This is a genomic window from uncultured Duncaniella sp., assembly GCF_910577345.1.
Taxonomy (GTDB): domain Bacteria; phylum Bacteroidota; class Bacteroidia; order Bacteroidales; family Muribaculaceae; genus Duncaniella.
In genome coordinates this window covers 195,281-220,418 of sequence record NZ_CAJTMT010000001.1, presented here as the reverse complement: position 1 = coordinate 220,418, position 25,138 = coordinate 195,281, and the positions used below count along the sequence as shown (strand labels likewise).

Here is a 25,138-nt window from a genome sequence, read left to right as displayed (position 1 = left end):
ATTTATCTGTAAATATCATGAATAGAATAATTGGATTTTCAGCGATGTTTTGTTTGGGAGTGCTGACAGCTCCAGCCATCGCTCCCAAAGTCTCGTTGGTTGAGGAGCGTACCAATATCCGCTCTGACCGTCGCCCGATTCCGGTGGGATATTACGATGACAAGGCCGATAAAACTTTTGTTTGCTGGATGAGCGCCCACAGCCATCCTGCCGTAAAGGCATTCGACCATGCTTCCGGAAAGTGGGGCGATACGAAGATTGTAGCTGAATCGCCCTTTGCCGACAAGCATAACTATCCTGCCATACTTCGTGGAAAGGATGAGCATATCTACATGTTCTATGGTTGCCACAACTCGACACTGAAAATGGCTGTGTCGCCTGAACCGAACAGTATCGAAGGCAAATGGACAGACACCTACATTCCTCAGGCGGAGCGGGCATCCTATCCGGCCCCTGTGTTGACTGACGACGGTGTGTTTTATGTCTTCTACCGCGACACCCGCAAGAACAACGGTTATGCTGATGACCGCCCTTACCAGTTTGTCAAATCGACCGACAATGGCAAGACGTGGACACGGCAGATGCTCATCGACCCCTATCCCCGTGTCACTGACAGCATGATGGAAGTCTACAACGGTCAGGTGTCATATCAGCCCGGCGACGGGAAGCACGCCGGACGTATCCATATCGCATGGACCATCTGTGGTGAAAAGGCCGGTAAACATGCACATGCCACTTACGGGCGCAATGTCTATTATGCCTATCTGGATTTATCAGATGACCATGTGTATAATGTGGAAGGTCGTGACCTCGGTACTACCATCGACAATATAGAGGCCGACAAGTATTGTCTCGCACTTGAAACTCCGATTCCGGAGCGTGGCCATCAGGCCGGACTGCAGGTTTCGGTGCATTTCCGCGACAATGGCGCTCCGCTCATCCATTATAATTATCCCTCCGAACATGGTGGTCGTCTGGCAACATGGACAGGGGATGAATGGCATCATACCTCATTCGGTGCGGTGGGTGAACCGCGCGGAATCGAAAAACTCGGGCCGGAGACTTTCCGTATCTACTCCACCATGGGGAAGGGCGTGACAACGTTTGTCACATCAGACGGCGGACTCACTGTCAAGCGTGAGACCGAGATTGAAACTCCGAAAAGTCTTTCGCGCTGCTATGTCGTCTCGGATGCACGTCCGGAGCTCAAATTGCTCCTTTTCACTACTCCTGTGATTGACGGAAAGGAGTCGTTGCATGAGGGTTCCCGCGATATGTATGTCGTAAACGATATTTTTGAATGATTGAGAGTTTTCTATTACAAATTGATACAGTATTATAAATTATTTTAATAGCGAATCTCTAATTTTGTCACATCACTAATGTGGTTGTCAACAGTTGATTATCTGAAATTTAGTGTTGCAACCACCTACACGGTAAAAATATAGCAAACAACATTAATTCCTAAATTTAATATCACTTAGTTTAATGAAAAAATCAATGCACAAGACATGGCAGCAATGGTTGAAGCTGTTTGTTGTTGCCTTTTTCATTGCGATTTCATCCTCCGCATGGGGACAGATGATAACGCAAAAGGGTGTAGTTATTGATCAGGCCGGCGAGCCGATCATCGGTGCTACAATTATGGTAAAAGGGACCAAGGATGGAGTCGCCACAGACATTGACGGTAACTTTACTCTCAATTGTAAATCCGGCAGTATCCTCCAGATTTCCTCAATCGGATTCAAGCCTGCCGAAGTAAAGGCCACCGGTTCCGATCTTGAAGTCACAATGGTCGAGAACTCAGAGGTTCTCGATGAAGTGGTGGTTGTCGGTTACGGTACGATGAACAAAAAGCATGTCACCGGTGCCATGACCTCAATTGACCAGACCCGACTCGAACAGAAGAATGCCACGAGCGTACTTGATGCGCTTCAGGGTTCAGTTCCCGGTATGCAGATTACCTCTACTTCGGGTGCTCCCGGTCAGTCAAGTTTTGTCACCATGCGCGGTGCCTCGACCTTCTCCGATGGGGCAGTGTCTCCTCTCTTCGTTGTGGATGGAGTGGTTGTCGATGATATTGACAATATCTCTCCGAGCGACATCAAGCAGATTGACGTTATGAAGGATGCCGCATCGGCTTCAATCTATGGTGCGCGTGCTGCCAATGGTGTCATCTTCATCACCACCAAGTTTGGTGAGGCAGGCAAGACCAACGTCAGTGTCCGCTATCAGCACTCATGGTCGAGCGTGGCCAACAAGCTTCCGCAGCTTAACGCATTTGAAAGCCGTCTGAGCCTTGATGCGACCAAGTTCACTCCGGCCAATACTCTCGAGAAGTTCAACAACCGTACTGACTCTGTCGGTCTTCTCTATACTACCAATTATTATTATCAGGACCTCCTTTTCCGCACGGCTAACCGTGACGAGATGAATGCACAGATTAGTGGTGGCAACAGTAACTACACTTATCGTGTATCTCTCAACTATGTGGGTCAGGAAGGTGTGATGCTGACATCGTTCAATGATGTTTACACAGCCAATGCCAACTTTGACTATAATCCCTGGAAGAATGTCCGCCTCTCGACCCGCGTGAGACTTTCCTACAACAAGCGCAACAATATCCGTGGCGCAGTCCTTCAGGATGCCATGCGACGCGATGCCAACCTCATTATCTGGTACCCCGACGGTGAGTTGATTCCTTACTCTTCATCAGGTGGCCGACGCAATCCTATCGCTGAACTTGAGCAGCGTAAGAATGAGACCACCCGTTACAATGGTGTCTTCTATCAGAGCGTGGCATGGACAATCGCTCCATATCTGCGACTCGAAGGAAATATCTCGGCCAACTTCAATACATCACGCAACGTACAGTTCGTTTCAAAGAATCTTGACGGCAACAGCAAGAACTCAGGTTCGGACCAGACAGTGAACACATGGAAATACTCGGGTGAGGCATTTGCGACATTCAATAAGAATTTCGGTGAAGATCATTCACTCACTGCAGTGCTTGGTACAAGCTTTGAGACCTCAAACGCATATACAAGCAATATCGCTGGTAGTGAATACCTCTCAGAGACACTCCACTGGATGAACATGGCCACAGTCTATAATCTCAACAATGTCTACACCAATGGTTGGGAAGAATCACTTGCCTCATTCTTCGGTCGCGCGGTCTATAGCTTCAAAAACCGTTACACTCTCACTGCAGTTGTCCGTCGCGACGGTTCATCACGCTTCGGTTCCAACAACCGTTGGGGTACCTTCCCCTCCGTATCGGCCGGCTGGCGTTTCTCTGACGAAAGTTTCATGCGTTGGGCAACTCCCGCACTCACCGATGCCAAGCTCCGTGTAAGCTGGGGTAAGACCGGTAATGACAAGATCGGACGTTATGAATCAAAGACTGTCTATACCGACAACGGTTCCTACAATGGCGTGGGTGCGATTGTTCCGAGCACCAAGTATGGTAACCCCAATCTGAAATGGGAAGAGACCACCTCGACTAACCTCGGTCTTGATCTTGCTTTCTTCAATGGCCGCCTGACATTCGCTGGTGACTACTATATAAAGAAGACCACTGATCTTCTCGCTGACCAGAACCTCCCTTACACAACCGGCTACAATAATATCCGTGTCAATCTCGCAGGTATCGAGAACAAGGGCGTTGAACTCTCCGTTACAGCAATCCCGGTTGCCAACCGCAATTTCAACTGGACAACAACTCTCACATGGTGGAAAAACAACAACACCATCACATCGCTTGCTCGTGAGGACTATGTACACAACAGCACCTGGTATGTTGCCGAGGGCAAACCCGCAGGTCTCTGGTATGGCTACAAGAATCTTGGAGTTTATCAGTATGATGCCAGCAATGCCTACGCCGAGGACTACCATACCCGTCTGACTCCCGTCTTCGAGCGTGATGAATATGACAACGTAATTATTGGTCTCAACGGTCAGCCGACTCTCATCGAGTATCGCAATCCTGATGGAACTGTCTATGAAGGTGAAGTCAAGCGTCTAAAAGCCAATGGCGTGGTCGCCGGCGGTGGCGACGTCATCTGGCAGAATATGCCCGACGCAAATGGCGTTTACGATGACGAAATCAATACCAACGACCAGATGATTCTCGGCAATGCCAATCCCAAATGGTTCTCTTCATGGTACAACTCTGTGTCCTACAAGAACTTCTCCCTCTCTTTCAGCTTCTATCTGAGCTGGGGTGGCAAGATCTATAACGACAACAAACGTTACTATACCTCATGGGGTGGCAACACTCACCGTCAATCTCCCGAATACATCCTTCAGGGTTGGAAATATCCCGGTGAAATCACAACTTGGTATGCACTTGATACCAAGAGCCGAAAGACCAACAACCAGTCAATGGCACTCAACAGCCAGTTCCTCGAGAACGGTACATTCCTCCGTCTTCAGAGCCTTCGCTTCACTTACACACTTGAAAAGAAGTGGATCAAGAAAACCCCGTTCAGCAACATTCAGGCCTACCTCTACGGAAACAACCTGATGACATGGACCAACTACACAGGCTTTGACCCCGAAATCGGTGGCAGCGTGCTTGCCCCTGGTAAGGATAGCTCGATTTATCCCCATAACCGCGAGCTCGGTTGCGGTATCAATGTCAACTTCTAATCAATCAGAATCAACATCATGAAAAAATATATAGCTTTACCGCTCTTACTGGCCATGTCACTCACAAGCTGTGGCGACTTCCTCGATAAAGAGCCCGTGTCGGATCTCGCACCCGGCAACTTCTTCCAGAACACGGAAGAAATGAGCAATTGGAACGCCGGTATCTATACCTCATTCCAGACTGCGCTCAACCAGCGTCAGGCATTGTTTGGCGACATTCGTTCTGACAATTGCGAGAAGGTGCAGAACTATGCCAACACCAATTACTATATGAATTCAATCCTTCCCACCGACAACGGTGCGAACTGGCAGAATTTCTATCAGGTGATAACCCGCGCGAACACGGCTATCAAGATGTACCCGACAATCCCCGGTGTGACCGAGGCTCAGCTTGCTCCCTATATGGGACAGGCCTACGCAATGCGAGCCTATATGTATTTCTGGGGCACCCGCGCATGGGGTCGTATGCCTCTTGTCGATACTGAGTTTACCGGTGACCTTGCTACCGTTTCTTGTCCCCGCGCATCGCTCGATGATGTCCGTGACCAGATATATTCTGATATTGAAGCCGCGATTTCCTATTTTTCACTTGCCAACAGCTCAGGTAAGTTCTACATGACTATGGCCGGAGTCCGTTCGCTCAAAGTCGAGGCTGATATGTGGTATGGGCGCTATGAGGATGCCATCACGGATTCGGAATGGTTTGTCAACAACTCCGATTTCTCTCTTGCAAAAAGTGAGAAGGAGTGGAAGAGCATTTTCGAGAATCCGGCTGCATCTTCTGAAGTGATTTTCGCGATGCACTGGGATTATGCCTCCAATGGAGCTAACAACGGTTGGCCGGGACTGCTTGGTGCGAGCAATACAAACAATGGCTGGATGCTTTCACAGAGCCTGTATGACAAGTTTGTCGATCGTCTCCGCTGTCAGGACGACAATCCTGAATGGGGTACCGATGGCCGTTTCTGGAACACGGTTGATACAGTACGTCTCTATTACAATGCCGGTCGACTGCCAATTACCTATACAATGTATGACAACATGACGACTGCTGCTGCGGACCGTGGTATCACAAACTGTATCAAATACTCCCCCGAGGATCCCGAAAAGGCGATTGATGCCGCTCTCGGTATCTATAAATCACAGTGGAAGGTGCTTACTACGACAGAGGCTGAACACAAACTGGTGTTCATGCGTCTCGCCAACATCATGCTTCTCCGCGCTGAGGCTCTCAATAAAGTAGGTCGTGGCGACGAAGCTCTTGCAATCGTCAACAGCATCCGCTCTCGTGTAGGATATGTCAAAGATGCCAATCTTGATGTTGATGCCTCTGACAAGGATGCAGTTGAGAATCTCATCCTTGATGAACGTCAGCTTGAATTCTTCGGAGAGGGGCAGAGATGGTTTGACCTCATGCGCACGGGCAAGCTCGTTGAAGTGATGGATCCTGTCTACCGTGTCCGTCAGGAGGAAGCCGGAGTGGCTGTAACCGGATTCGGCAATGAAGGCACTAAATACTGGCCCATCTACTACCGCGAATTTGAATCGAATACAGCTCTGAAGGGTGACCAGAACGAGCCTTACACCGAACGATAATATAATGAAATCATTAAAACAGAAGCAAAACATGAAATTCACAAAATATATTCAGGTCTCCGTTGCTGCAATCGCATTAGGCTGTGCGATGACCTCATGCGAGATGTTCGGACTTGATTACCAGGACCCATACGAATACGACTATGAGGCCGGTATTCCCAGCAACAAGTTAGGCATGTCGACCTACGATTTTATCGTATCCCGCTCAGATCTGTTCTCGGTTCTTGCCGATGCTATCGAATATGCCGAAATGGAGGATTACTACCGAATGGGTGACTGCACTTATCTCCTCCCGACCAACACGGCTTTTAATTCGGAAACAGCGGCTGACCTCAGCTACTTCCAGACTCATCAAATTCCCGACGGAGGTGTAGACGAGACTACGGGAGAGCCTACCACTTACGCTCCTTCTTCGATGAGAGCGTATCCAAAGGAGCAGGTGAAGGAATTCCTCCTTTACCATATCGTGAAAGGTCAGTACACCCACACCAATCTGCCGGCTTCGCCGACTTGGTATGAGACATACGCCTCAGCCGACACTGCAATGGTCAATATGTATATCTACAAGGACCGCAATCCCAACACGACTTTCAATAACTTCGACGGTCACTACAAGGCTTCAATCAAGCCGCGCACCGGCAATCTCTACTCTTCCGACGGCTCATACGTCCATGTTATTGAAAGCTGGCTTGACCGTCCTACCAAAGCACAACTCAATTTAAAGTGATAACCGCTAAATCATTCGTACAACATGAAATACTTTCGTAATATACTCATGCTTATAGCCCTGATAGCCGTTACATCCTGTGGTGATGACGATTATCTGGAAATCGACTCTCTGAGCGCTGACGGTAACGAATTCTATTGCAACCAGAAGGTCAAGGTGTGGATGTGTGTCAACTCTTCTGACCTGTGGCACACCACCTACAGTTGGACTTGCGAAGGTGGCAGCTTCACCCAGCCTCAGGGCTTGAACGAGGAGACTTGGAAAGCACCGAATGTCCCCGGAGTATATACAATCACTTGTACCGCAAAAGTCGGCGATGTGACTCAGACCCGTACCCGTAAGATGTACGTTTCAAGCTACTACTTCGAGAAGTTTGAGAAGACCCTTCACTCATTTACCCTCCAGGGCACCTCTAAAAATTCGCTTAAGAAGGATAGTGACGGCAATCAGTATCTTCAGATACAGGTCAATCAGGCTGACCAGTATCAGCGCTATGTGCGTCGTGCTTTCGACGATACCGAGCTGCATACACCCTTCAGCACCCGTATGAAACTTGGATTTGAGAAGAATATGCCCAACACTCAGATGATAACGGCAGGCGGTTCATCGGGCCGCGGTATGCTTGAGTATCGCTGGAACATGCGTAATGCAGCTGAAAATAATGGCAAATACATCAGTCAGATCCGTCTTCTCTGGTATCCCGGCGCTGTTACCGACGGTTTGCCTCTCGTGGCAGAATCGGATGCGATGAACCAGACTCAGACCGTGGAAGGCACTGAGGACTACAATGTTATCGTCGCTGTTCAGTATACTGATGCCAACAACAAGAAGACCACATACTATGAGTATCATAAGCTGGACACCTTCAATACTTTCAAAAACAAATTGTATCAGACTGTAAGCATGGGTGTTGATTCAGACAATCAGTTGACAGCCTACGTTGCAGGCAATCTCGCGCTCACCAGCAGGCTTATTGCTGATGTCCGCACAGCCAACAATTGCGAAGGCAATCTCTACATCAACAACTGGGAATTCTATTACCTTAATGGCAACCAGGCCAAGAATGTTCCCGTGATGTATATTGACGATGCATACGCATCAAATACTGAAATGCTCTTTTAACCGTCAATTTTATTAAATCGTTACTTTTTATTAACCCATTGCCGGCATGATGGCAGTCCATCATGCCGGCAATTTTCCTAAGATATAATTATGCGAAAGATATTCCTGTCCCTGCTCCTATCCGCTGTCGTAATCCAGCTTAATGCCGAAGAGTTAATCGGGGCAGTGTTCAATCAGAAAGAAAAACCGGTGAAGAAGGTGAAAGTCTGGCGTAAGAACACGGCAGAAAGTGTTGTGACAGGGTCAGATGGCCAATTCATTTTAAATGTCAATCCGACCGACACTCTTGTCATCGCAGCCAATAAGAAGCATGAAGCGGTTTTTCCTATTGGTTCGTTGAGTAATATCACGATCAAACTTGGGAATAAGGAGTTTTTTGTACATGACGGCACGAATGAGACCAGATATGCCTATACCCCTGTGAAACGCATTGGTCACAATTCAAACATCCTGACACGGGCGCAGATTCAGGAACTTAATGCCGAATCGATTTATGATTTGCTGCGGGGACGTATTCCGGGTGTTACAGTAAACTTTGCCGAGGGTGGTCAATACATTTCCATTCGTGGTGGAAGCTCCCTTGAACAGAACACCGAGCCTATATTTGTGATTGACGGAGTGATTTTCGAGCATAGCAGCGATGTCGACGGCACAATCAATATCGCGGACATTGAGCGCCTTGAGGTCTCAAAGGATGGAAATGCCTATGGTGTGAGAGGCGCCAACGGAGCAATTATTATCACGACACTCAAAAATAAGTAACACCACCCTCTATCTAAAAGTCTCATGAAACGATGCAATATATTCCGCCCGTTTATTTTGGTTGCCACCATTATTTCGGGTACTGTGATTCCGGTGAGTGGACAGAGTGTTTCTTCGGGAGATGAACAGGGATTTGAAATTCCTTCATCCACTCAACTGCCACAGGATAGGGAGGCTCTTGAAAATGCAGCCAACGGTTGGTGGAAAGATGCCTTGAAGGAGTATGATGAGCGCATGGACTGGTACAACGATGCGAAGTTCGGGTGCTTCATCCACTGGGGTGTCTACTCCGAGCCGGGTGGTCATTGGCATGGTAAAAAGGTGGGAGGTTATTCCGAACATCTCATGCGCAAGGAGCAGATACCCCTTGAACAATATAAAAAGGAGGTGGTCGCTCCATTCAATCCGACAGAGTTCGATGCCGAGGAGTGGATGCAGACAGCAGAGGATGCAGGCATGAAATATTTCATCATCACCGCAAAGCATCACGACGGCTTCGCTATGTATCCTTCCGATGCCTATCCCTACGACATACGTCTGACCAAATGGGGCAAAGATCCGCTTCGGGAATTACGGGCTGCGGCAAAACGTCATGGCATAAAATTCGGGTTCTACTATTCCCATGCTTTCGACTGGGAGCATCCTGATGCTCCCGGCAATGACTGGGATTATGAGAATCCGGGTGGTGACAAGCTTCTCGGGACAGCCAACTGGTGGATGACAGAATACAAAAGTTTCCTCCCGAAAGCCGAGAAGTATGTGGCCGAAAAGTCCATCCCGCAGATTCAGGAGCTGATAAAGAAATATGACCCTGATATTCTATGGTTTGATACTCCGTCGAAATTGCCGCTCTATCTCAATATCCGCATACTTGAAGCGATTCGTGAGGCTGATTCAGGTCACAAGATAGTTGTAAACGGACGTCTGGCCCGTTTTGCAAACGGAAACCTCGGTGACTATGCCAATACCGGTGATCGTGCGGCTTACTTCTTCCCGTCCAAAGGCCCGTGGGAGTCAATCCCGACCACAAATGATTCGTATGGTTACAGCAAGGTGGACACTGTGCGCAAACCTGCATCACATTTTATCCGGCTCGTGGCTTCTGCTGCATCAAAAGGTGGCAACATACTCATGAACGTAGGGCCGATGGGCAACGGAAAATGGGATGTGCGTGATGTGGAAATCTTCAAAGGGGTCGGCCGATGGCTGGAAAAGAATGGTGAAAGCATCTATGGTGCGACGCGTACAGATTTGCCTCAGCAGCCTTGGGGCGTGACGACTTGGAAAGGTGATACACTCTATGCCCATATATTTACTGTCCCACAGGACGGAAAAATCATAATAGGTGGTCTGTCCGGCAATATCCGGAATGCCCGCATGGTTGCCGATAATAGTGATAAAGTATCGTTCCGCAGGATTGGCAAGGATGATTATGAGCTTCAGGTTGATGCGTCGAAAGCCGATCCGGTCAACACGGTTGTAGTGATAGAGCTTGACAAGCGTCTCCCGGCCAATCCGGTCCGTCTGCTCAGTTCAACTCTGCCGAATGTCCTCTATACATTTGATGCCACTCTCCACGGCAGAGGTCTCTCGTTCGGTGATGGGAAGGTGAATCGTAATCATGTTAAGAATTGGCATGATAATTCACAAAGTATATCATGGAGCTTGCGTTCGTCTGAGAATATCACCTGTGATGTCTATCTCGACTATAATACGGTTGGCAAGGATGACAACGGAACGGTACTTGTCGAGATTGCTGACAAGAAATTTGAAGTTCCCTACACCGCTTGCCCTGAGCAATCCGGATTCAAGACCATTCATGTTGGCTCAATATCCATTGATAAAGGGCAGTTGGAATGTCACCTCAAAGGCAAGGAGCATAGCGGAACCAATTACATGACACCGATAGCAATCCGTCTCGAAAGCAATTCTTCGCGAGTGAGGTGATTAAACTCTATCTCATTATTAAACCTTAGACGATAAAATAATAACCGGAGTCCTTGTGCATGAGCTTGGACTCCGGTTTTCATTTTTTCAATGTTGATGTGTTGAGATGCTGTTTTCGTTCAATCGTTATACTTCATCGATGATTTCAAATGCAGCTTTTCGACCGAAACTGATGCGCTCCGGATAGTGGACATCGCTGTTTACCGCAAGTGTCACTCCCGCATCACGGAGCCGGTGGATTGTTGGTGCTGAAGGGAAGAGCCGTGGCACATATTCCCGTGCCTCCTTTTCGCTGCTTCCAACCGGTGGTTCCCAAGCCTTGGTGTTGACCTCAACAATCGTTCCGCTTGCTATGAGTGCGTCAATGACGTTGTCGAGATGTTTTTTGTACCAAGCTTCTTCCTCTATTCCGGGCTGATAGCGCGATGCGTTGAATCCGATTTTGTCAAAATGTCCAATTATGTCAAATCCGCCTGCCTCAATCATGTCGAGCGTGTGTTGATAGAAGGTGTCGACCACATAATGGATGTCGTCATGAAAATATTTGTGCATCTTCTTGATGAAGCCGTCAGGACTTCCGTCGACATCTATCAGTTCTCCATCCTGAGTCGGGATGAAATGTATGGAGCTGAGACGGTAGTCGAGTGGGATGGATTTGAAATATTCATGACTCGCGCCCCACAGCTTCCCGAGATAGTCGATTTCCATTGACAGATAGAGATTGATTGTGCCCGCATGTTTTTCTTTGAGTCGGGAAAACTCGCTGATATATTCACCGACGGCTTCCGATTTCATATTGCAAGGTGAAGCGATGGGGATGGGAGAGTGGGGAGTGAAGCCGAGATGACGTATCCCGGCTTCGATTGCTGCTTCGACAAAGCGCACCATTTCGGCGCGCCCGTCACAGAATTGTGTATGAGAATGTAAGTTATAGTCTCTTGTGGAGTTTACTATTTCTCTGATGTTCACTGTTCAGTCCTTATTTGGTTGATGTGGGAGGGTTTGCGATGTTCTGGCGCATGTTTGTATCCGATTCGATATTCTTCATGCGGTAATAGTCCATGACACCGAGGTTGCCGGTGAGGAAAGCCTGGGCCATAGCACGTGGCAGTTCCGCTTCGGCTTCGATTACTTTCGCACGTGCTTCCTGTGCCTTTGCACGCATTTCCTGCTCGAGGGCGATAGCCATAGCCCTGCGCTCTTCGGCTTTGGCCTGCGCGATACTCTTGTCAGCCTGAGCCTGGTCAATCTGAAGGGCAGCGCCGATGTTCTTGCCTATGTCAATGTCGGCGATGTCGATTGAAAGAATCTCAAAGGCTGTTCCGGAGTCAAGACCCTTGCGGAGCACAAGCTTGGATATGTTGTCAGGATTTTCAAGCACCTGCTTGTGGCTTTCTGATGAACCGATGGACGAGACGATGCCTTCACCGACGCGCGCGAGGACAGTGTCCTCTCCGGCTCCGCCGACGAGCTGACGGATGTTGGCGCGCACGGTCACGCGGGCAATTGCGATAAGCTGGATGCCGTCCTTGGCCACAGCTGTTACATGCGGAGTTTCGATGACCTTCGGGTTGACAGACATCTGCACTGCCTGAAATACGTCGCGACCGGCAAGGTCAATGGCAGTAGCCATTTTGAAACCGAGGTCGATATTGGCCTTTGATGCCGAGACGAGGGCATGGACAACTTTCTCCACGTTACCGCCGGCAAGATAATGGGCTTCAAGATCATCTCTTGTCACGTCGTTCAGACCGGCCTTGTGAGCCTCGATGAGGGCGCGGACAATGACAGAAGCGGGTACCTTACGGATGCGCATGAGAAACAGTTGCATCAGTGAGATTCTCACTCCGCTCACCCGTGCCGAAATCCATAGGAAGAACGGGACGTAGTAGAAGAAAATACAGATAATGATTACAACCGCAATCAATATCAGAATGAGGGTTACTTCCATAAAATCGTTAGTATATTAAGGTTAAGGATATTATCGCGATTCCAGTCTGACAACGCGGTTTTTCAGTCTGAGCAATTCCAGTTTCTTGTCTGCAAGTTCCTGCTCGGCTGAAAGTATCTTATCGGTGACAGACTTGTCGCGGTTGGCGTATGCTTGCCGTAGTGAGGCAAGCTCTTCGCGAAGTTTATCGTAGTTTTCCTTCTCGGAGAGATACTCGTTGAGGGCGTTCACCGACTGGGGATTTGAGAGCTGTGACATGGAAGTGATTATTCTGCCTCCGGGCAAAGCGAACTCAAAATTCATCTTTGCGTTGCCGCGTTTAGATGCTCCTGAGGATGCAATGCGCTTTTTGATTTTCTCATAGTCAGTCGATTCGTTCTGTGTCATTGCGATGGACTTTACACGGGCGTAGTCTGTGAGGTTCGGAGTCTCGACAGGATAGTTGACGCGCAATTCCTGAGGGATAAAAGTATAGATTGTCACAGAGTCATTCAACTGATTTCTGTCGGATACCCACCACCCGACACCATTCTCCTCGTCGATTGCATAGAGGTAGTCATTGTAGGGGGAGTTGTAGGGCATACCGACGTTGGATGGTTGCAGGAATCCGTCGGAGTCACGTCGCGAGATGAATATGTCGAGTTCACCGAGTGAGTTTTCTCCGTCAGCAGCGAAATAGAGGGTGACGCCGTCCGACATAAGGAAGGGATAGGAAACCCACGAGCCGTTTGCGTTTCCGAAGATGGAGGCATAGTCAAACAATTCGTTCGGTTTGTCCCAGCTTCCGTCAGTCAGACGGATTGACTCGAACATTTTGGAGTCGCCGTTCTCAGTCGAACCGTACCAAATCACGTCGTCGCCTGATTCGCTCGAGTAGACAGGTGCCCAAAGGCTTGTCACTCCTAATTGCTGCAGGGCGGTTTCTGTCACCACATCATCAATCACCGACTCATCGCCAAGACTTCCGGCGCTTTTGGCAAGCTTGATGAATCTGAAGAATTCGTCCGACGGCACGTTTATGCTGTCGATAATCTCGATCTTCTCGACGCGGTCGAGCATTGAGCGTCCGAGTTCTATACGGCTTCGCAGATTGTCAGTCCAGTCAATGGTCTCACTGCCGTCGCCGTAGGAGAAATCCTTGTCCTTTTCCTCTTCGACTTTGCTTCGCTTGTCGAGGTATTTGTCAAGATACTCCTCAGCTTTGTCATAGTCGTAGAGATAGAAATAGCATTCGGCAGCTCCGAGATTGCCGGAGTTGTCGCTTTTCAGATAATATGTGATGGCATCCTTATATCTGCCGGCTTCCTGAAGTGCGATACCGGCTTTACGGCTTAACACGCGGTTCTTCGGCGATTCACGCGCAAGACTGACAGCTTTTGTCACTTCCTCCGGAGTTATGGCAGCTCCGGCCATAGCCACGGTGGCAAGGCCGGAGAATAGGATATGTCGAAGGGTTACGTTCATTCTTGAAAATAGGGGATTACTTCTCTTGTTTCATAAGTTCCTTGTCCATGGCTGCGGCTGCACGGCGTCCGTCGCCCATGGCAAGAATCACTGTGGCGCCGCCACGGACAATATCTCCGCCGGCATAGATGTCGTAGATGGAAGAGCGCATACTTTCCTCGTTGACAACGATGGTTCCTCGGCGTGAAATCTCAAGTTCGGGAATTGCATTGGGGATAAGCGGGTTGGGGGAGACACCGACACTGACAATCACCAGATCGACCTCGATTTCCTCAATCGCTCCTTCGATGGGCACAGGCGAGCGGCGTCCAGAGGCATCAGGCTCGCCAAGTTCCATGCGCTGCACCTTCATTGCCCTTACCCTGCCTTTCTCATCGGCGAGATATTCAATAGGATTGCAAAGTGTCATGAATTCGACACCTTCTTCCTGCGCATGGTGGACCTCCTCAACTCGTGCAGGCATTTCCTCAAGACTGCGGCGGTAGACAATCATGGCTGTCTTTGAGCCTTGACGCAGGGCGGTGCGCACGGAGTCCATTGCGGTATTGCCACCACCGATGACGGCAACGCGGTTCCCCTTAAGCACGGGGGTGTCCTCGCCGGGACGGCCTGCACCCATGAGATTGATTCGGGTCAGGTATTCATTGGCCGACATGATGCCGATGAAATTCTCACCGGGAATGCCCATGAAGCGGGGAAGACCGGCTCCGGAGGCTACGAATATACCGTCATAGCCAAGTTGATGCAGTTGGTCGTAGGATATTGTCTTGCCGATGACGCAGTCCTTGACGAAGTTGACACCTTCGGCGCGCAGACCGTCAATTTCAGCTTCGACAACAACATTAGGGAGACGGAATTCAGGTATGCCGTATTTCAACACACCTCCGATTTCATGCAACGCCTCGTAGACAGTCACATTATATCCTTTCTTAATCATGTCTCCGGCAAACGACAGTCCGGCGGGACCTGAGCCGACAACGGCGATGTTCATGCCGTTCTTTTCGACAGCGCTCGGACGAAGCTCGATGTTGTTGGCCTTGATATTCTCGCGCTCGAAGTCGGCGGCAAAGCGTTCGAGATAGCCGATGGCCACCGGCGGCTTTTTCATCTTGTTGTAGATACAGCGCGATTCACACTGCTTTTCCTGCGGGCAAACACGTCCGCAGACGGCCGGGAGTGCGCTTGTCTGTTTCAGCACCTTGGCAGCCGTAAGGATTTCGCCACGCTCGATATTCTTGATGAAGGATGGGATGGCAATTGATACAGGGCATCCTTGGATACACTGTGGGTCAGGACAGTCAAGGCAGCGGGTGGCCTCAAGCACGGCCTGTGCCTGAGAGAGGCCCTGATTCACCTCGTGGTTGGAATGAACACGGAATTTAGGATCAAGCTGAGGTATTACCGCACGGGGAATGGATGTACGCTCCTTCGCACTGAGGGCCGAGCGCAGTTCCTCGCGCCATTTGGCATCGCGGTTGGTATCGGTATTCATTTCTGAAATTATATGCTGTTGTTTTGAATGTTTTCTTTTAATTGTAGGCTTTCAGACGCATTATCATTTCGTCGAAATCTACCTTGTGGGCATCGAACTCCGGACCGTCGATACATACAAATTTGGTCTTCCCGTCGACTGTCACACGGCAGGCACCACACATTCCGGTTCCGTCGACCATGATGGTGTTGAGTGAGACCATAGTGGGGACATCATGCTTTTTCGTGGTGAGTGCGACGAATTTCATCATTACCGCAGGACCGATGGCTACGACAAGATCAACCTTCTCGCGTTCTATTACAGCTTCGACTCCGGCAGTCACGAGACCTTTCTGACCCTTAGAGCCGTCGTCGGTCATGAAAATCACCTCGTCGCTGAACTCTGCCACCTCTTTTTCGAGTATGATAAGTTCGGATGTGCGGGCCGCGAGGATTGATACGACGCGGTTGCCGGCCTCTTTCATGGCTTTGATGATGGGTAGGAGAGGGGCGACACCGACGCCGCCACCGCAGCAGACCACTGTGCCGACCTTTTCAATATGAGTGGCCTGACCGAGTGGTCCGACTACATCAGTCAGGCAGTCGCCCGGTTCAAGGGCGCAGATTTTTCGGGTGCTTTCACCGATGGCCTGGATGACGAGTGTTATCGTCCCGCGTTTAAGGTCTGCGTCGGCTATTGTGAGGGGGATGCGTTCGCCCCCTTCGCCTGTGCGCACGATGACGAAGTGTCCTGGACGGCGCGACTGCGCTATCATGGGCGCTTCCACTACAAGTTTTACCACATTTTCCGAGAAATGTTCTTTCTCTACAATCTTGAACATTGACATGGCTATGTATGCGATTTGTCAGTTATATTATTTTCGATAAGTGATGTTTCGTGTCTGCGTTATAGTCTGGTCCATTGACGCAAGTTTCTCCTGACGTTTGGTCCAGTTGCCGTAATCGTCGAACTTGAGGTAGACGTAGGTGAGCATCTCGTCACTGTCAACGCTGTCATAGTCCCGTTCCTTCAGATTGCCGTTGTGGTGATAACGGTAATTCTGCGTCCAGGTCTCGTCGGCCGACATGGAGGTCACTTTGATGACGCGTCCGGCATTATCATAAAAAAGATGCATTTCTATGGTTGTGAACGCATCCTCATTGTCCTCCACAACGTCTTCGACAATGATGGTTTTCATTCGTCCCAGTTCGTCGCGTGTACATTCAACCTCCATGCCGTCAAGCTCAACAAGCATTCCGTGCTCGTCAAATGTGAACTCGTTCTGCCATTCAAGTCCTGCGTCATTCATTATTATACAGATTGAATCGACGGGGCCTTTGAGGCAAAACATGTCGAGGTCCTTTACCCCTGCTTGTGCAAAAAGACCACACATTGAGGCTATTAAGAGAAAAATAAATTTAACCATTATGTATAGTAAGCTGTTTACTTGCTTCTTAATCTACAAAATTAATATTTATCTCTCAAACAAACGCTAAAATTTGCTAAAAATAAGGTGGCCATGACAAAATTTAGTAATTTTGCGATGATGGAATCCCTGAACAAAGAGTCAAGAAACCTTAAAGAGCTGAGCGATGCACCTGTAGGCCGTCTGCTGTGGAAATACAGTCTTCCCGCCGTCGTGGGTATGCTCGTCATGTCTCTTTACAATATCGTTGACAGAATATTCATCGGTCAATGGGTCGGCCCTGAGGCTATAGCCGGTCTTGCCATAACCTTTCCGGTGATGAATCTGTCGGCGGCTCTTGGTATACTCATAGGTGCAGGTGGTTCCGCAAGAATATCCATATTGCTTGGCGCTAAAGATTTCAAGGGCGCGCAAAATGTCCTTGGCAATGCTCTGGTGCTGCTCTCGATAATTATATGCTGTTACCTCACATGTTTCGCAGTATTCATCGACGACATCCTTGTCGCGTTTGGAGCGAGTGAAGTGAGCTTGCCCTACGCCCGCGAGCTGATGCTCTACATCCTGCCGGGCATGTTCATGACAAACTTTGCCTTCACCTTCAACAACTTCATGCGCGCTTCCGGCTATCCTGTCCGTGCGATGGTGACGATGTTCATAGGAGCTGCCGTGAATCTTGTCCTCGACCCTATTTTTATCTATTATTTCGAGTGGGGTATAAAAGGCGCGGCGATAGCCACGGATATTTCGATGATGGTTTCAGCCATGTTTGTGATGTGGCATTTTTTCAAGCCGAAAAGCACTCTCCGCTTCCTGCCCGATAAAGAAATGTATCGTTTGAGCTGGCGGGTGGTCGTTCCGATGCTCTCAATCGGAGCCGCGCCTTCGCTGGTCAATGCAGCTTCGTGTTTTATAAATGTCATCATCAACAAGACATTGTACATTCACGGTGGCGATACCGCTGTAGCTGCCGCAGGCATATTCACCACCTATACTTCCCTGATGACTATGGTGGTTGTCGGCATCTGCCAAGGTATGCAGCCTATAATTGGCTACAATTACGGGGCGGGTACTATCCACCGTCTCCGACGCACCTACTGGCTTGCGGTGGGAGTGTCGACGGTCATTGTGGCTACCGGTCAAATAATCGGCTTGGCAATTCCTCATCTTATCGGCCGGGCATTCACCACCGATCCCGGCCTCATAGCCGAGACATCAAGATGTCTCCACATTTCCATGCTTGCATTTACTGTGGTTGGCTTTCAGGTTGTCTCGACCACCCTTTTCCAGTCAATCGGGAAAGCCTCAGCCTCTATTTTCCTGTCGTTGACCCGTCAGGTACTCTTTCTCATACCCTTATTGTTACTGCTCCCCCCGAAGTTCGGTCTTGACGGAATATGGGCCGCATTCCCGACTTCTGACTTGATTGCCACACTGGTCACCGCCATCATGGTCGGCTGGCAGCTCTCGCGTTTCCGCAGGATCGAGAGCGTTTCTGTGGCGTGATTCCGTGTTCTCCCTGCAGATCCGCAATCCTGGTGCGGATTCTGTTGACTGTTATGCAATTGCCGTTTCTCTTCCGTATCTCCATGAATAGTGTTGAAGAGGGCTGTTTAAACTGATCGTTAATTCAAACCGCAACAATCTTTGGCGTAAAAGTGTTAAACAGATACATGCTGCAAAGCCTGTATCAATCCAACGTCAACTATTTGTTTTCTTCTCAATGTACAAGCAAATTCCACTAAGCAAAGACCGTCTGAGGATAATGAGGATCATGCACTTCGGCGTGATAATACTTTCGATATTGCTCATTACCTTAATCACTCTCGACACCCTGCGCAATGTCTCGTTTCTGGCCGACGAGACCTATCTCCGTGTGCAGTTCTGGTGTTGCCTGTTTTTCATTGCCGATGTTTTTATCGAGATGAGTTTTGCGCCGAGGCGGTGGCGCTATTTCGTGAATCATATCCTTTTTCTGCTCATATCGATTCCGTATCTCAACATCATACATCATTTCGACATAAAGATTGATGAGCATGTTCAATACATCCTCCGCTTTGTCCCGATGATACGCACCGCCTACGTGTTTACTATTGTCACGGGCTTCACCACATCGACGCGTTGGGCAAAGAACATGCTGATGACATATATGACAGTCCTTATTGTCGCTGTCTATTTCTGTTCCCTGACATTTTTTGTGTCGGAACACGCAGCCAATCCACTTGTCCCTGACTACTGGTCGTCGCTCCTATGGTCAATCATGAGCCTTACCACTGCCGGATGCTCCATCCATGCTGTCACTGTCACGGGGCGCGTGTTGGGCGTGATGCTTTCGGCTATGGGCTTGATTTTCTTCCCCATATTCACCGTCTTTCTGACCGACAGCTATGCCGGACAGGTCTCGTCGCCCGATGGCGACACGTCTTCGGCTCCTGCTCCCGGAAAACCTTCGCAGACCGCCGGCCCTGCAGCCACGGCACAGTCCGGCAACAATACCCCACATGAGAGATGAGCGGGGGAGCATACGCGCGAAAGATATTCATCAAAATGCACAAATACTTTGTGCGGGACCTATAAAATTCGTATCTTTGTCGCTGCAAAAATAAGAAACTTAAAATTTACTTATCGACACCATGCTCAAAACCATTCTTTCAATATCCGGCCGTCCCGGCCTTTTCCGTCTTGTCAACCGTGGTAAAAACATGCTCATCGTAGAGTCTATCACCACCGGAAAACGTACACCTGCCTACGCTCATGACAAGGTGATTTCCCTCGGCGACATTTCAATCTACACTGTTGAGGACGACATCCCCCTCACAACCGTGCTTGAAAGCGTGAAAAAGAAAGCCAACGGAGCGCCTGTCGGCATCAAGGCCATTGGCAACGATGAGGCTGTCCGCGAGTATTTCGCTGAAATCCTCCCCGATTTTGACCGTGAGCGCGTCTATACTTCCGACATCAAGAAACTCCTCACATGGTACAATCAGCTTCTCGAAGGCGGTATCACAGAGTTTGCCGACAAGGATGACGCTCCTGCAGAAGAACCCGAAACAGCCCCTGAAAGCGAGCAGAAGTGAGACTGAACCGACTTTTCACAGCAAGGGACAGTGTGGTCGATCTGATAGATTATGACTACAACGTCCTCACTGTCCTTAGCCGTTTTTCCCTCCCCCTCGGATTCGGTCAGAAGACCATCGGAGAGTTGTGTGAGGAGTCAGGCATACATACCAATGCCTTTCTCCTTATCATCAACTTCCTTCTTGGCGGTGAGATAGATTCAAATGCCCTCCCCGGGGTCAGTCCGGCAGACGTGGTCTACTTTCTGCATAATTCCCATGACTACTATCTGTCTTATAAACTTCCTCACATCCGCACCAACCTCATTTCAGCGTTGGATGCAGGGCACGACGACATCAACCCCATCATAATCAAATTTTTTGACGACTACACAACCCTCGTGAAGAATCATTTCAACTACGAGGAAAACGTCGTGTTCCCCTACGTGCGAAGCCTTTCCGGTGGCAGCACGTCGGACTACAGGATTGACATATTCCGCCGTCATCACGACGATGAAATCGAGGAGAAACTGTCGGAATTGAAGAATATCATCCTGCGCTACTATTCGACTTCAATGCCATTCAGAATGTATGACGCTCTTGCCGACATATATAATTGTGAAGAGGATTTGAAGTCTCATGCAAGGATTGAAAACGACATACTCGTGCCGTTGATTTCACGGATGGAAAATCAGGATTAATAGATTTATTTGTGATGCGCCACGTTTCCATAGCGATAATGATGCCCTCGGCTCTGGCTTCTGCCGGAATTACAGCGATTCTCCGCTCGGTTCCGGATTTGCCCTGCTCGGTGGCTGAACTGCGCAACGAGTCATACCTTGAGGATTTGGCCCGCATACGTCCGTCTTTGCTGATTGTCGATCCTGTCTCGGCAGTGAGATGGGATGCCGTCAAAAGCCCGTCGTCTTCTCCTGTGAAGATAATAGCCGTATTGTTCCAGCAGATGCCTAAGGAACAGTTGCGATGGTTCGATGACACGGTCTCAATCTACGATTCTGTGGAGACAATCATCGAGACTGTCAAGCGCAACATCCGGACAGAGGATGACGATGACAAAGGAAAAGACCTCAGTCCCCGTGAGAAGGAGGTTATTGTCGGAATCGTCAAGGGCTTGTCCAATAAGGAGATCGCATCTGAAATGAATGTGTCGGTGAACACAGTGATGACTCATCGGCGCAATATAGCCTCAAAACTGCACATCCACACGCCTGCCGGTCTTACGATTTATGCAATCGTGTCGAATCTTGTGAAGCTGGAGGATATAAAGCCTGATATGGGTAAGCTTTAGAACGGTGACCATGAGTCCATGCGTTTCGGTGTAGCATACCCGGAATAAAAAACAAAACAATACAGAAAAGAAAAAACGGAAAGGCATTTTCAACAGCGATTTAGCTGTCTCGTAGCCTTTCCGTTTTTTCTGTATTGTTTTGTTTATTATGGCTATAGTATCATTCAGTGGGCCAGTGTGTTGAAGAATTCGTCTCTGAGGGCGGGGGAGTCGTCAAACACTCCCGCGGTTTCAATGGTCGTGGTTGCTGAGGCTTGCTTTTCGACGCCACGCATTTTCATGCAGAGATGTTCGCCCGTACAGGCTACGATTACACCCTTCGCGCCGAGTTTTTCCATGACGATTTTGCAAATCTGTGCGGTCATGCGTTCCTGGACCTGCAAGCGACGTGCATAGAAATCGACGAGCCTTGCAAGCTTACTGAGGCCTATGGTTTTGCCGTTTGGTATGTATCCGATGGATACTTTTCCGAAAAATGGAAGTATATGATGTTCGCACAGTGAGTAAAATTCAATGTCCTTTACCACGACCATGCGTGAGCCTTCGTGTGAAAATATAGCACCGTTGATCAGTTCATCGGCATCCTGACGGTATCCCCTTGTGACGTAAGCCATGGCTTTTGCCGCGCGCATGGGTGTCTTGACAAGCCCTTCGCGCGTCACGTCTTCTCCAAGAAGGCGGATGATGGCCTCGTAGTGACCTGCTATTTCCCTGATGGTGTCTTCGCTAAGTTCTCTCACTTTGATATTTTTTAGATTGACCTCTTGCGTCGGTTATCGACGTCTATTTGTTATTCATGAACGTTCACACGGTCGCGCACGACGCGGATTTCCTTGCTGTAGGAGGGGAATGCCTTGCGCAGTTCCTCTGCGGCCGCGTTGGCTTCTCTTTGTGTCTTGAAGTCTCCGACTTTGAGGCGCCAGTAGGGCGAAGTGTACATGACGTAGGTCTGGTAGTTCGGGAAGCGTGAGGATATGACACGCTGTTTTGAACGCGCTTCGTTCTTGGCTGTGCGCGCGTTGTTGTCACTGAACACCTGGACACGATAGCCTGCCATGCGGCCGTTGACCGGACGGGCCACCTCTTCTTTCTCCTTTTCCTCTTCTGCCGGAGCGGCTGCGGGCATGAGTCGTCTGAGCATCTTTTCAGGCTGGTTTACGACGTTGGAGTTGCCGCCGGTGATATGGTCCACGATGGTGACAATTTCTGTTTCGGCCTTTGCCAAAGGTGAAAGAGAAAGCAGCATCAGCGGTAAGACGAATGATTTCATGAAAAAAGTCTGGTGTGTGAGTGAAAGGGTTGGATTTGTTGTCTGTTGTGGAGAGAATTCATCTCCGGTAGGGGAGAGAGTGGCGTATTGATTGGGAAATCCCCGCGCGGATGGCGCATTGGCTTGACGGCTTTGGCCAAGGCCGCGCGGGGATCGGTATTTTTGTCTATCTCTCGGATTAGAATGCGTTCACGATGCCCATGAAGGATGCGGCTTCGAGAGCGGCGCCACCGATGAGACCACCGTCAACGTCGGGTTTGGCGAAGAGCTGTGCGGCGTTTGAGGGCTTGCAGCTACCACCGTAAAGGATTGAGGTGTTGTCGGCAACTTCTGCGCCATACTTGTCGGCGATTGTCTTGCGGATGAAGGCGTGGATTTCCTGAGCCTGGTCATCGGTTGCAGTCTTGCCTGTGCCGATTGCCCATACGGGTTCGTAAGCGATGACGATTTTGCCGAATTCCTCTGCGTCGAGATTGAAGAGGCCTTCTTCGAGCTGGGCTTTCACTACTTCGAAGTAGCTGCCGTCCTCGCGCTGTTCGAGAACTTCGCCGATGCAGAAGATGGGGGTGAGACCGTTGTCAAGGGCGAGGCGTACTTTCTCGCGGAGTGTTTCTGAAGTCTCGTTGTAATACTGACGGCGCTCTGAGTGGCCGAGGATTACGTATGTTGCACCGGTTGATGCTACCATGGGTGCTGAAACTTCACCGGTGTAAGCGCCGGAACGATGGTCTGCGCAGTTTTCTGCACCGAGACCGAGTTTGTTTTTGTTGATTACGTTGTTGATTGAAGCGAGGTGTGTGAAAGGAACACAGATAACTACGTCGCATTTGGGGTTGGCACCTTCAAGAGCGGCGTTAACTTCCTCGGCAAGTTTGATGCCTTCGGGCAGGGTGGTGTTCATCTTCCAGTTGCCTGCTACGATATTCTTTCTCATTTTTACCTTAATTAATGTGGTTTTTTGAAAATTCGTGGGCAAAATTAACTATTTATATTGAATTATTCAACCCATGCGACTTCTAAATCTTTGCAGGGGGATGGGAATTGTGACGATTTTAGGTCATTTTCATGTCCCCTTGCGGTTACTTGGAAAAAAATTCTTAATTTTGCGCTTCAGTGAGTGTGCTTATGTTTCCCGATTTAAGCCGCTGAATTGTCAAAACCAATCATTTTCATTAATTACTGATGGCAAAAATAGGAAGTAAATGGACCGGAAGTGGCCGTAAGGCTATGCTTCTCGGTAGTGGAGAATTAGGTAAAGAGGTAGCGATCGAACTGCAACGTATGGGCATTGAGGTCGTGGCCTGCGACAAATACGCCAATGCTCCGGCCATGCATGTGGCCGACAGTTGCAGGGTGTTCAACATGCTCGACCCTGAAGCTCTCAAAAAGGCGATTGAAGAAGAGAAACCTGACCATATCATTCCTGAGGTGGAGGCAATTGCCACTCCCGTTCTTGTGGAACTTGAGGAAAAGGGTCTGAATGTCACTCCTACCGCAAAGGCTGCCTGGCTCACCATGAACCGCGAGGGCATCCGCCGTCTTGCTGCCGAGGAGCTGGGCGTGACCACTTCACCTTATCGTTTCGCTTCTGACTTCGAGGAGTTCAAGGCTGCGGTTGAAGCAGTCGGTATCCCCTGTGTTGTCAAGCCTATCATGTCGTCGAGCGGCCACGGACAAAGTGTCGTGAAAAGCGTTGATGACATTGAGAAATCATGGAAAATCGCACAGGAAGGTGGCCGTGCAGGTGCCGGACGTGTGATTGTCGAAGGTTTCGTTAATTTTGACTATGAGATTACTCTTCTGACTGTCCGCTCAGTAGCCGGCACTTCTTTCTGTGAGCCTATCGGCCATATCCAGATTGATGGTGACTACCGTTATTCATGGCAGCCTCAGGCTATGACTCCTGAAGCAAAAGCCAAGGCTCAGGAGATTGCCCGCAAAGTGACCGATGCCCTCGGTGGCTACGGTATCTTCGGTGTGGAACTTTTCGTGAAGGGTGATGAAGTAATCTTCAGCGAGGTTTCTCCCCGTCCGCACGATACCGGTATGGTGACCATGATTTCTCAGGAACTGAGCGAATTCGCCCTTCATGCCCGCGCTCTTTCCGGACTGCCTGTTCCCGAAATCCGTTTCTATGGACCTTCGGCATCAAGAGCGGTCGTCGTTGAGGGCGACAGCCGAGAAGTGGTCATGGACAACATCGAGAAGGTCCTTGAGGAGCCCGGAGTGCAGATGCGCATCTTCGGCAAGCCTGAGGTGAAGGGCCACCGTCGAATGGCTGTGATACTCGCTACGGCTGATACAGTCGAGGAAGCACGCGCCAAGGCTGACCGCGCATACGAAAAACTTAATGTGGAAGTGCTTTAAGGCACTTCCACCTCTCATCTCCT

At 49.5% G+C, this 25,138-nt stretch carries 22 protein-coding genes; 13 read left to right on the top strand and 9 right to left on the bottom strand.

The window, feature by feature from the left end; translation table 11 throughout:
• Nucleotides 1–17 precede the first annotated feature (17 nt).
• The 7 genes from QZ310_RS00880 to QZ310_RS00850 all read left to right on the top strand — a co-directional run bounded on the left by QZ310_RS00880 (nt 18) and on the right by QZ310_RS00850 (nt 10,804).
• Entirely contained in the window at nt 18–1,304 is a 1,287-nt protein-coding gene (locus QZ310_RS00880; RefSeq protein WP_297069379.1) for a BNR-4 repeat-containing protein, read from the top strand.
• A gap of 184 nt (nt 1,305–1,488) precedes the next feature.
• Nucleotides 1,489–4,650, top strand: coding sequence for a TonB-dependent receptor (locus QZ310_RS00875; protein WP_297069377.1), 3,162 nt, complete (start codon nt 1,489–1,491; stop codon nt 4,648–4,650).
• An 18-nt stretch (nt 4,651–4,668) separates the two neighbouring features.
• The gene (locus QZ310_RS00870) at nt 4,669–6,246 is read left to right on the top strand and encodes a RagB/SusD family nutrient uptake outer membrane protein (protein WP_297069375.1); all 1,578 of its coding nucleotides are present in this window, start codon (nt 4,669–4,671) and stop codon (nt 6,244–6,246) included.
• A 31-nt stretch (nt 6,247–6,277) separates the two neighbouring features.
• The gene (locus tag QZ310_RS00865; protein ID WP_297069373.1) at nt 6,278–6,973 is read left to right on the top strand and encodes a fasciclin domain-containing protein; all 696 of its coding nucleotides are present in this window, start codon (nt 6,278–6,280) and stop codon (nt 6,971–6,973) included.
• A gap of 24 nt (nt 6,974–6,997) precedes the next feature.
• The gene (locus tag QZ310_RS00860; RefSeq protein WP_297069371.1) at nt 6,998–8,095 is read left to right on the top strand and encodes a hypothetical protein; all 1,098 of its coding nucleotides are present in this window, start codon (nt 6,998–7,000) and stop codon (nt 8,093–8,095) included.
• A 90-nt stretch (nt 8,096–8,185) separates the two neighbouring features.
• On the top strand, nt 8,186–8,857 hold the full coding sequence (locus QZ310_RS00855) for a TonB-dependent receptor plug domain-containing protein (RefSeq protein ID WP_297069369.1): 672 nt from the start codon (nt 8,186–8,188) through the stop codon (nt 8,855–8,857).
• Between the two features lie 24 nt (nt 8,858–8,881).
• Nucleotides 8,882–10,804, top strand: coding sequence for an alpha-L-fucosidase (locus QZ310_RS00850; protein WP_297069368.1), 1,923 nt, complete (start codon nt 8,882–8,884; stop codon nt 10,802–10,804).
• 126 nt (nt 10,805–10,930) lie between these two features.
• Here the strand turns inward: QZ310_RS00850 and QZ310_RS00845 are convergent, their stop codons facing one another.
• From QZ310_RS00845 to QZ310_RS00820, 6 genes are read right to left on the bottom strand one after another with little or no spacing between them, the layout of a single operon-like run.
• Complete coding sequence (locus tag QZ310_RS00845; protein ID WP_297069366.1) at nt 10,931–11,773, bottom strand: histidinol-phosphatase HisJ family protein; 843 nt, start codon at nt 11,771–11,773, stop codon at nt 10,931–10,933.
• Between the two features lie 10 nt (nt 11,774–11,783).
• Nucleotides 11,784–12,755, bottom strand: a complete 972-nt coding sequence (floA, locus tag QZ310_RS00840; protein WP_297069364.1) for a flotillin-like protein FloA — start codon at nt 12,753–12,755, stop codon at nt 11,784–11,786.
• A 30-nt stretch (nt 12,756–12,785) separates the two neighbouring features.
• Nucleotides 12,786–14,219: a hypothetical protein gene (locus QZ310_RS00835; protein WP_297069362.1), complete on the bottom strand. Its 1,434-nt coding sequence runs from the start codon at nt 14,217–14,219 to the stop codon at nt 12,786–12,788.
• Nucleotides 14,220–14,235: 16 nt separating this feature from the next.
• Nucleotides 14,236–15,711, bottom strand: a complete 1,476-nt coding sequence (gene gltA, locus QZ310_RS00830) for an NADPH-dependent glutamate synthase (protein WP_297069360.1) — start codon at nt 15,709–15,711, stop codon at nt 14,236–14,238.
• Between the two features lie 37 nt (nt 15,712–15,748).
• Nucleotides 15,749–16,531: a sulfide/dihydroorotate dehydrogenase-like FAD/NAD-binding protein gene (locus tag QZ310_RS00825; RefSeq protein ID WP_297069498.1), complete on the bottom strand. Its 783-nt coding sequence runs from the start codon at nt 16,529–16,531 to the stop codon at nt 15,749–15,751.
• Between the two features lie 33 nt (nt 16,532–16,564).
• The gene (locus QZ310_RS00820) at nt 16,565–16,999 is read right to left on the bottom strand and encodes a hypothetical protein (RefSeq protein WP_297069358.1); all 435 of its coding nucleotides are present in this window, start codon (nt 16,997–16,999) and stop codon (nt 16,565–16,567) included.
• A 210-nt stretch (nt 17,000–17,209) separates the two neighbouring features.
• On the opposite strand from QZ310_RS00820, the gene QZ310_RS00815 reads away from it, so the two are divergent.
• From QZ310_RS00815 to QZ310_RS00795, 5 genes are all read left to right on the top strand, one after another.
• Nucleotides 17,210–18,619 carry an MATE family efflux transporter gene (locus QZ310_RS00815; protein WP_297069356.1) on the top strand — a complete coding sequence of 470 codons (1,410 nt, stop codon included), beginning with the start codon at nt 17,210–17,212 and terminating at the stop codon, nt 18,617–18,619.
• 217 nt (nt 18,620–18,836) lie between these two features.
• Complete coding sequence (locus QZ310_RS00810; RefSeq protein ID WP_297069354.1) at nt 18,837–19,625, top strand: two pore domain potassium channel family protein; 789 nt, start codon at nt 18,837–18,839, stop codon at nt 19,623–19,625.
• 121 nt (nt 19,626–19,746) lie between these two features.
• Entirely contained in the window at nt 19,747–20,190 is a 444-nt protein-coding gene (locus QZ310_RS00805; protein ID WP_297069352.1) for a DUF5606 domain-containing protein, read from the top strand.
• Entirely contained in the window at nt 20,187–20,870 is a 684-nt protein-coding gene (locus QZ310_RS00800; RefSeq protein WP_297069350.1) for a hemerythrin domain-containing protein, read from the top strand. Before QZ310_RS00805 ends, QZ310_RS00800 begins: the two co-directional genes overlap by 4 nt.
• A gap of 14 nt (nt 20,871–20,884) precedes the next feature.
• Nucleotides 20,885–21,478 carry a LuxR C-terminal-related transcriptional regulator gene (locus tag QZ310_RS00795; RefSeq protein WP_297069348.1) on the top strand — a complete coding sequence of 198 codons (594 nt, stop codon included), beginning with the start codon at nt 20,885–20,887 and terminating at the stop codon, nt 21,476–21,478.
• A gap of 164 nt (nt 21,479–21,642) precedes the next feature.
• On the opposite strand, the gene folE is transcribed toward QZ310_RS00795, so the two are convergent.
• The 3 genes from folE to tpiA form a co-directional block, all read right to left on the bottom strand.
• Nucleotides 21,643–22,218, bottom strand: a complete 576-nt coding sequence (gene folE, locus QZ310_RS00790; RefSeq protein ID WP_297069346.1) for a GTP cyclohydrolase I FolE — start codon at nt 22,216–22,218, stop codon at nt 21,643–21,645.
• 50 nt (nt 22,219–22,268) lie between these two features.
• On the bottom strand, nt 22,269–22,748 hold the full coding sequence (locus QZ310_RS00785; RefSeq protein ID WP_297069344.1) for an SPOR domain-containing protein: 480 nt from the start codon (nt 22,746–22,748) through the stop codon (nt 22,269–22,271).
• A 178-nt stretch (nt 22,749–22,926) separates the two neighbouring features.
• On the bottom strand, nt 22,927–23,682 hold the full coding sequence (gene tpiA, locus QZ310_RS00780) for a triose-phosphate isomerase (RefSeq protein ID WP_297069342.1): 756 nt from the start codon (nt 23,680–23,682) through the stop codon (nt 22,927–22,929).
• Between the two features lie 248 nt (nt 23,683–23,930).
• Between tpiA and purT the strand changes: the two genes are divergently transcribed.
• Nucleotides 23,931–25,115, top strand: coding sequence for a formate-dependent phosphoribosylglycinamide formyltransferase (gene purT / locus QZ310_RS00775; protein WP_297069340.1), 1,185 nt, complete (start codon nt 23,931–23,933; stop codon nt 25,113–25,115).
• Nucleotides 25,116–25,138 lie beyond the last annotated feature (23 nt).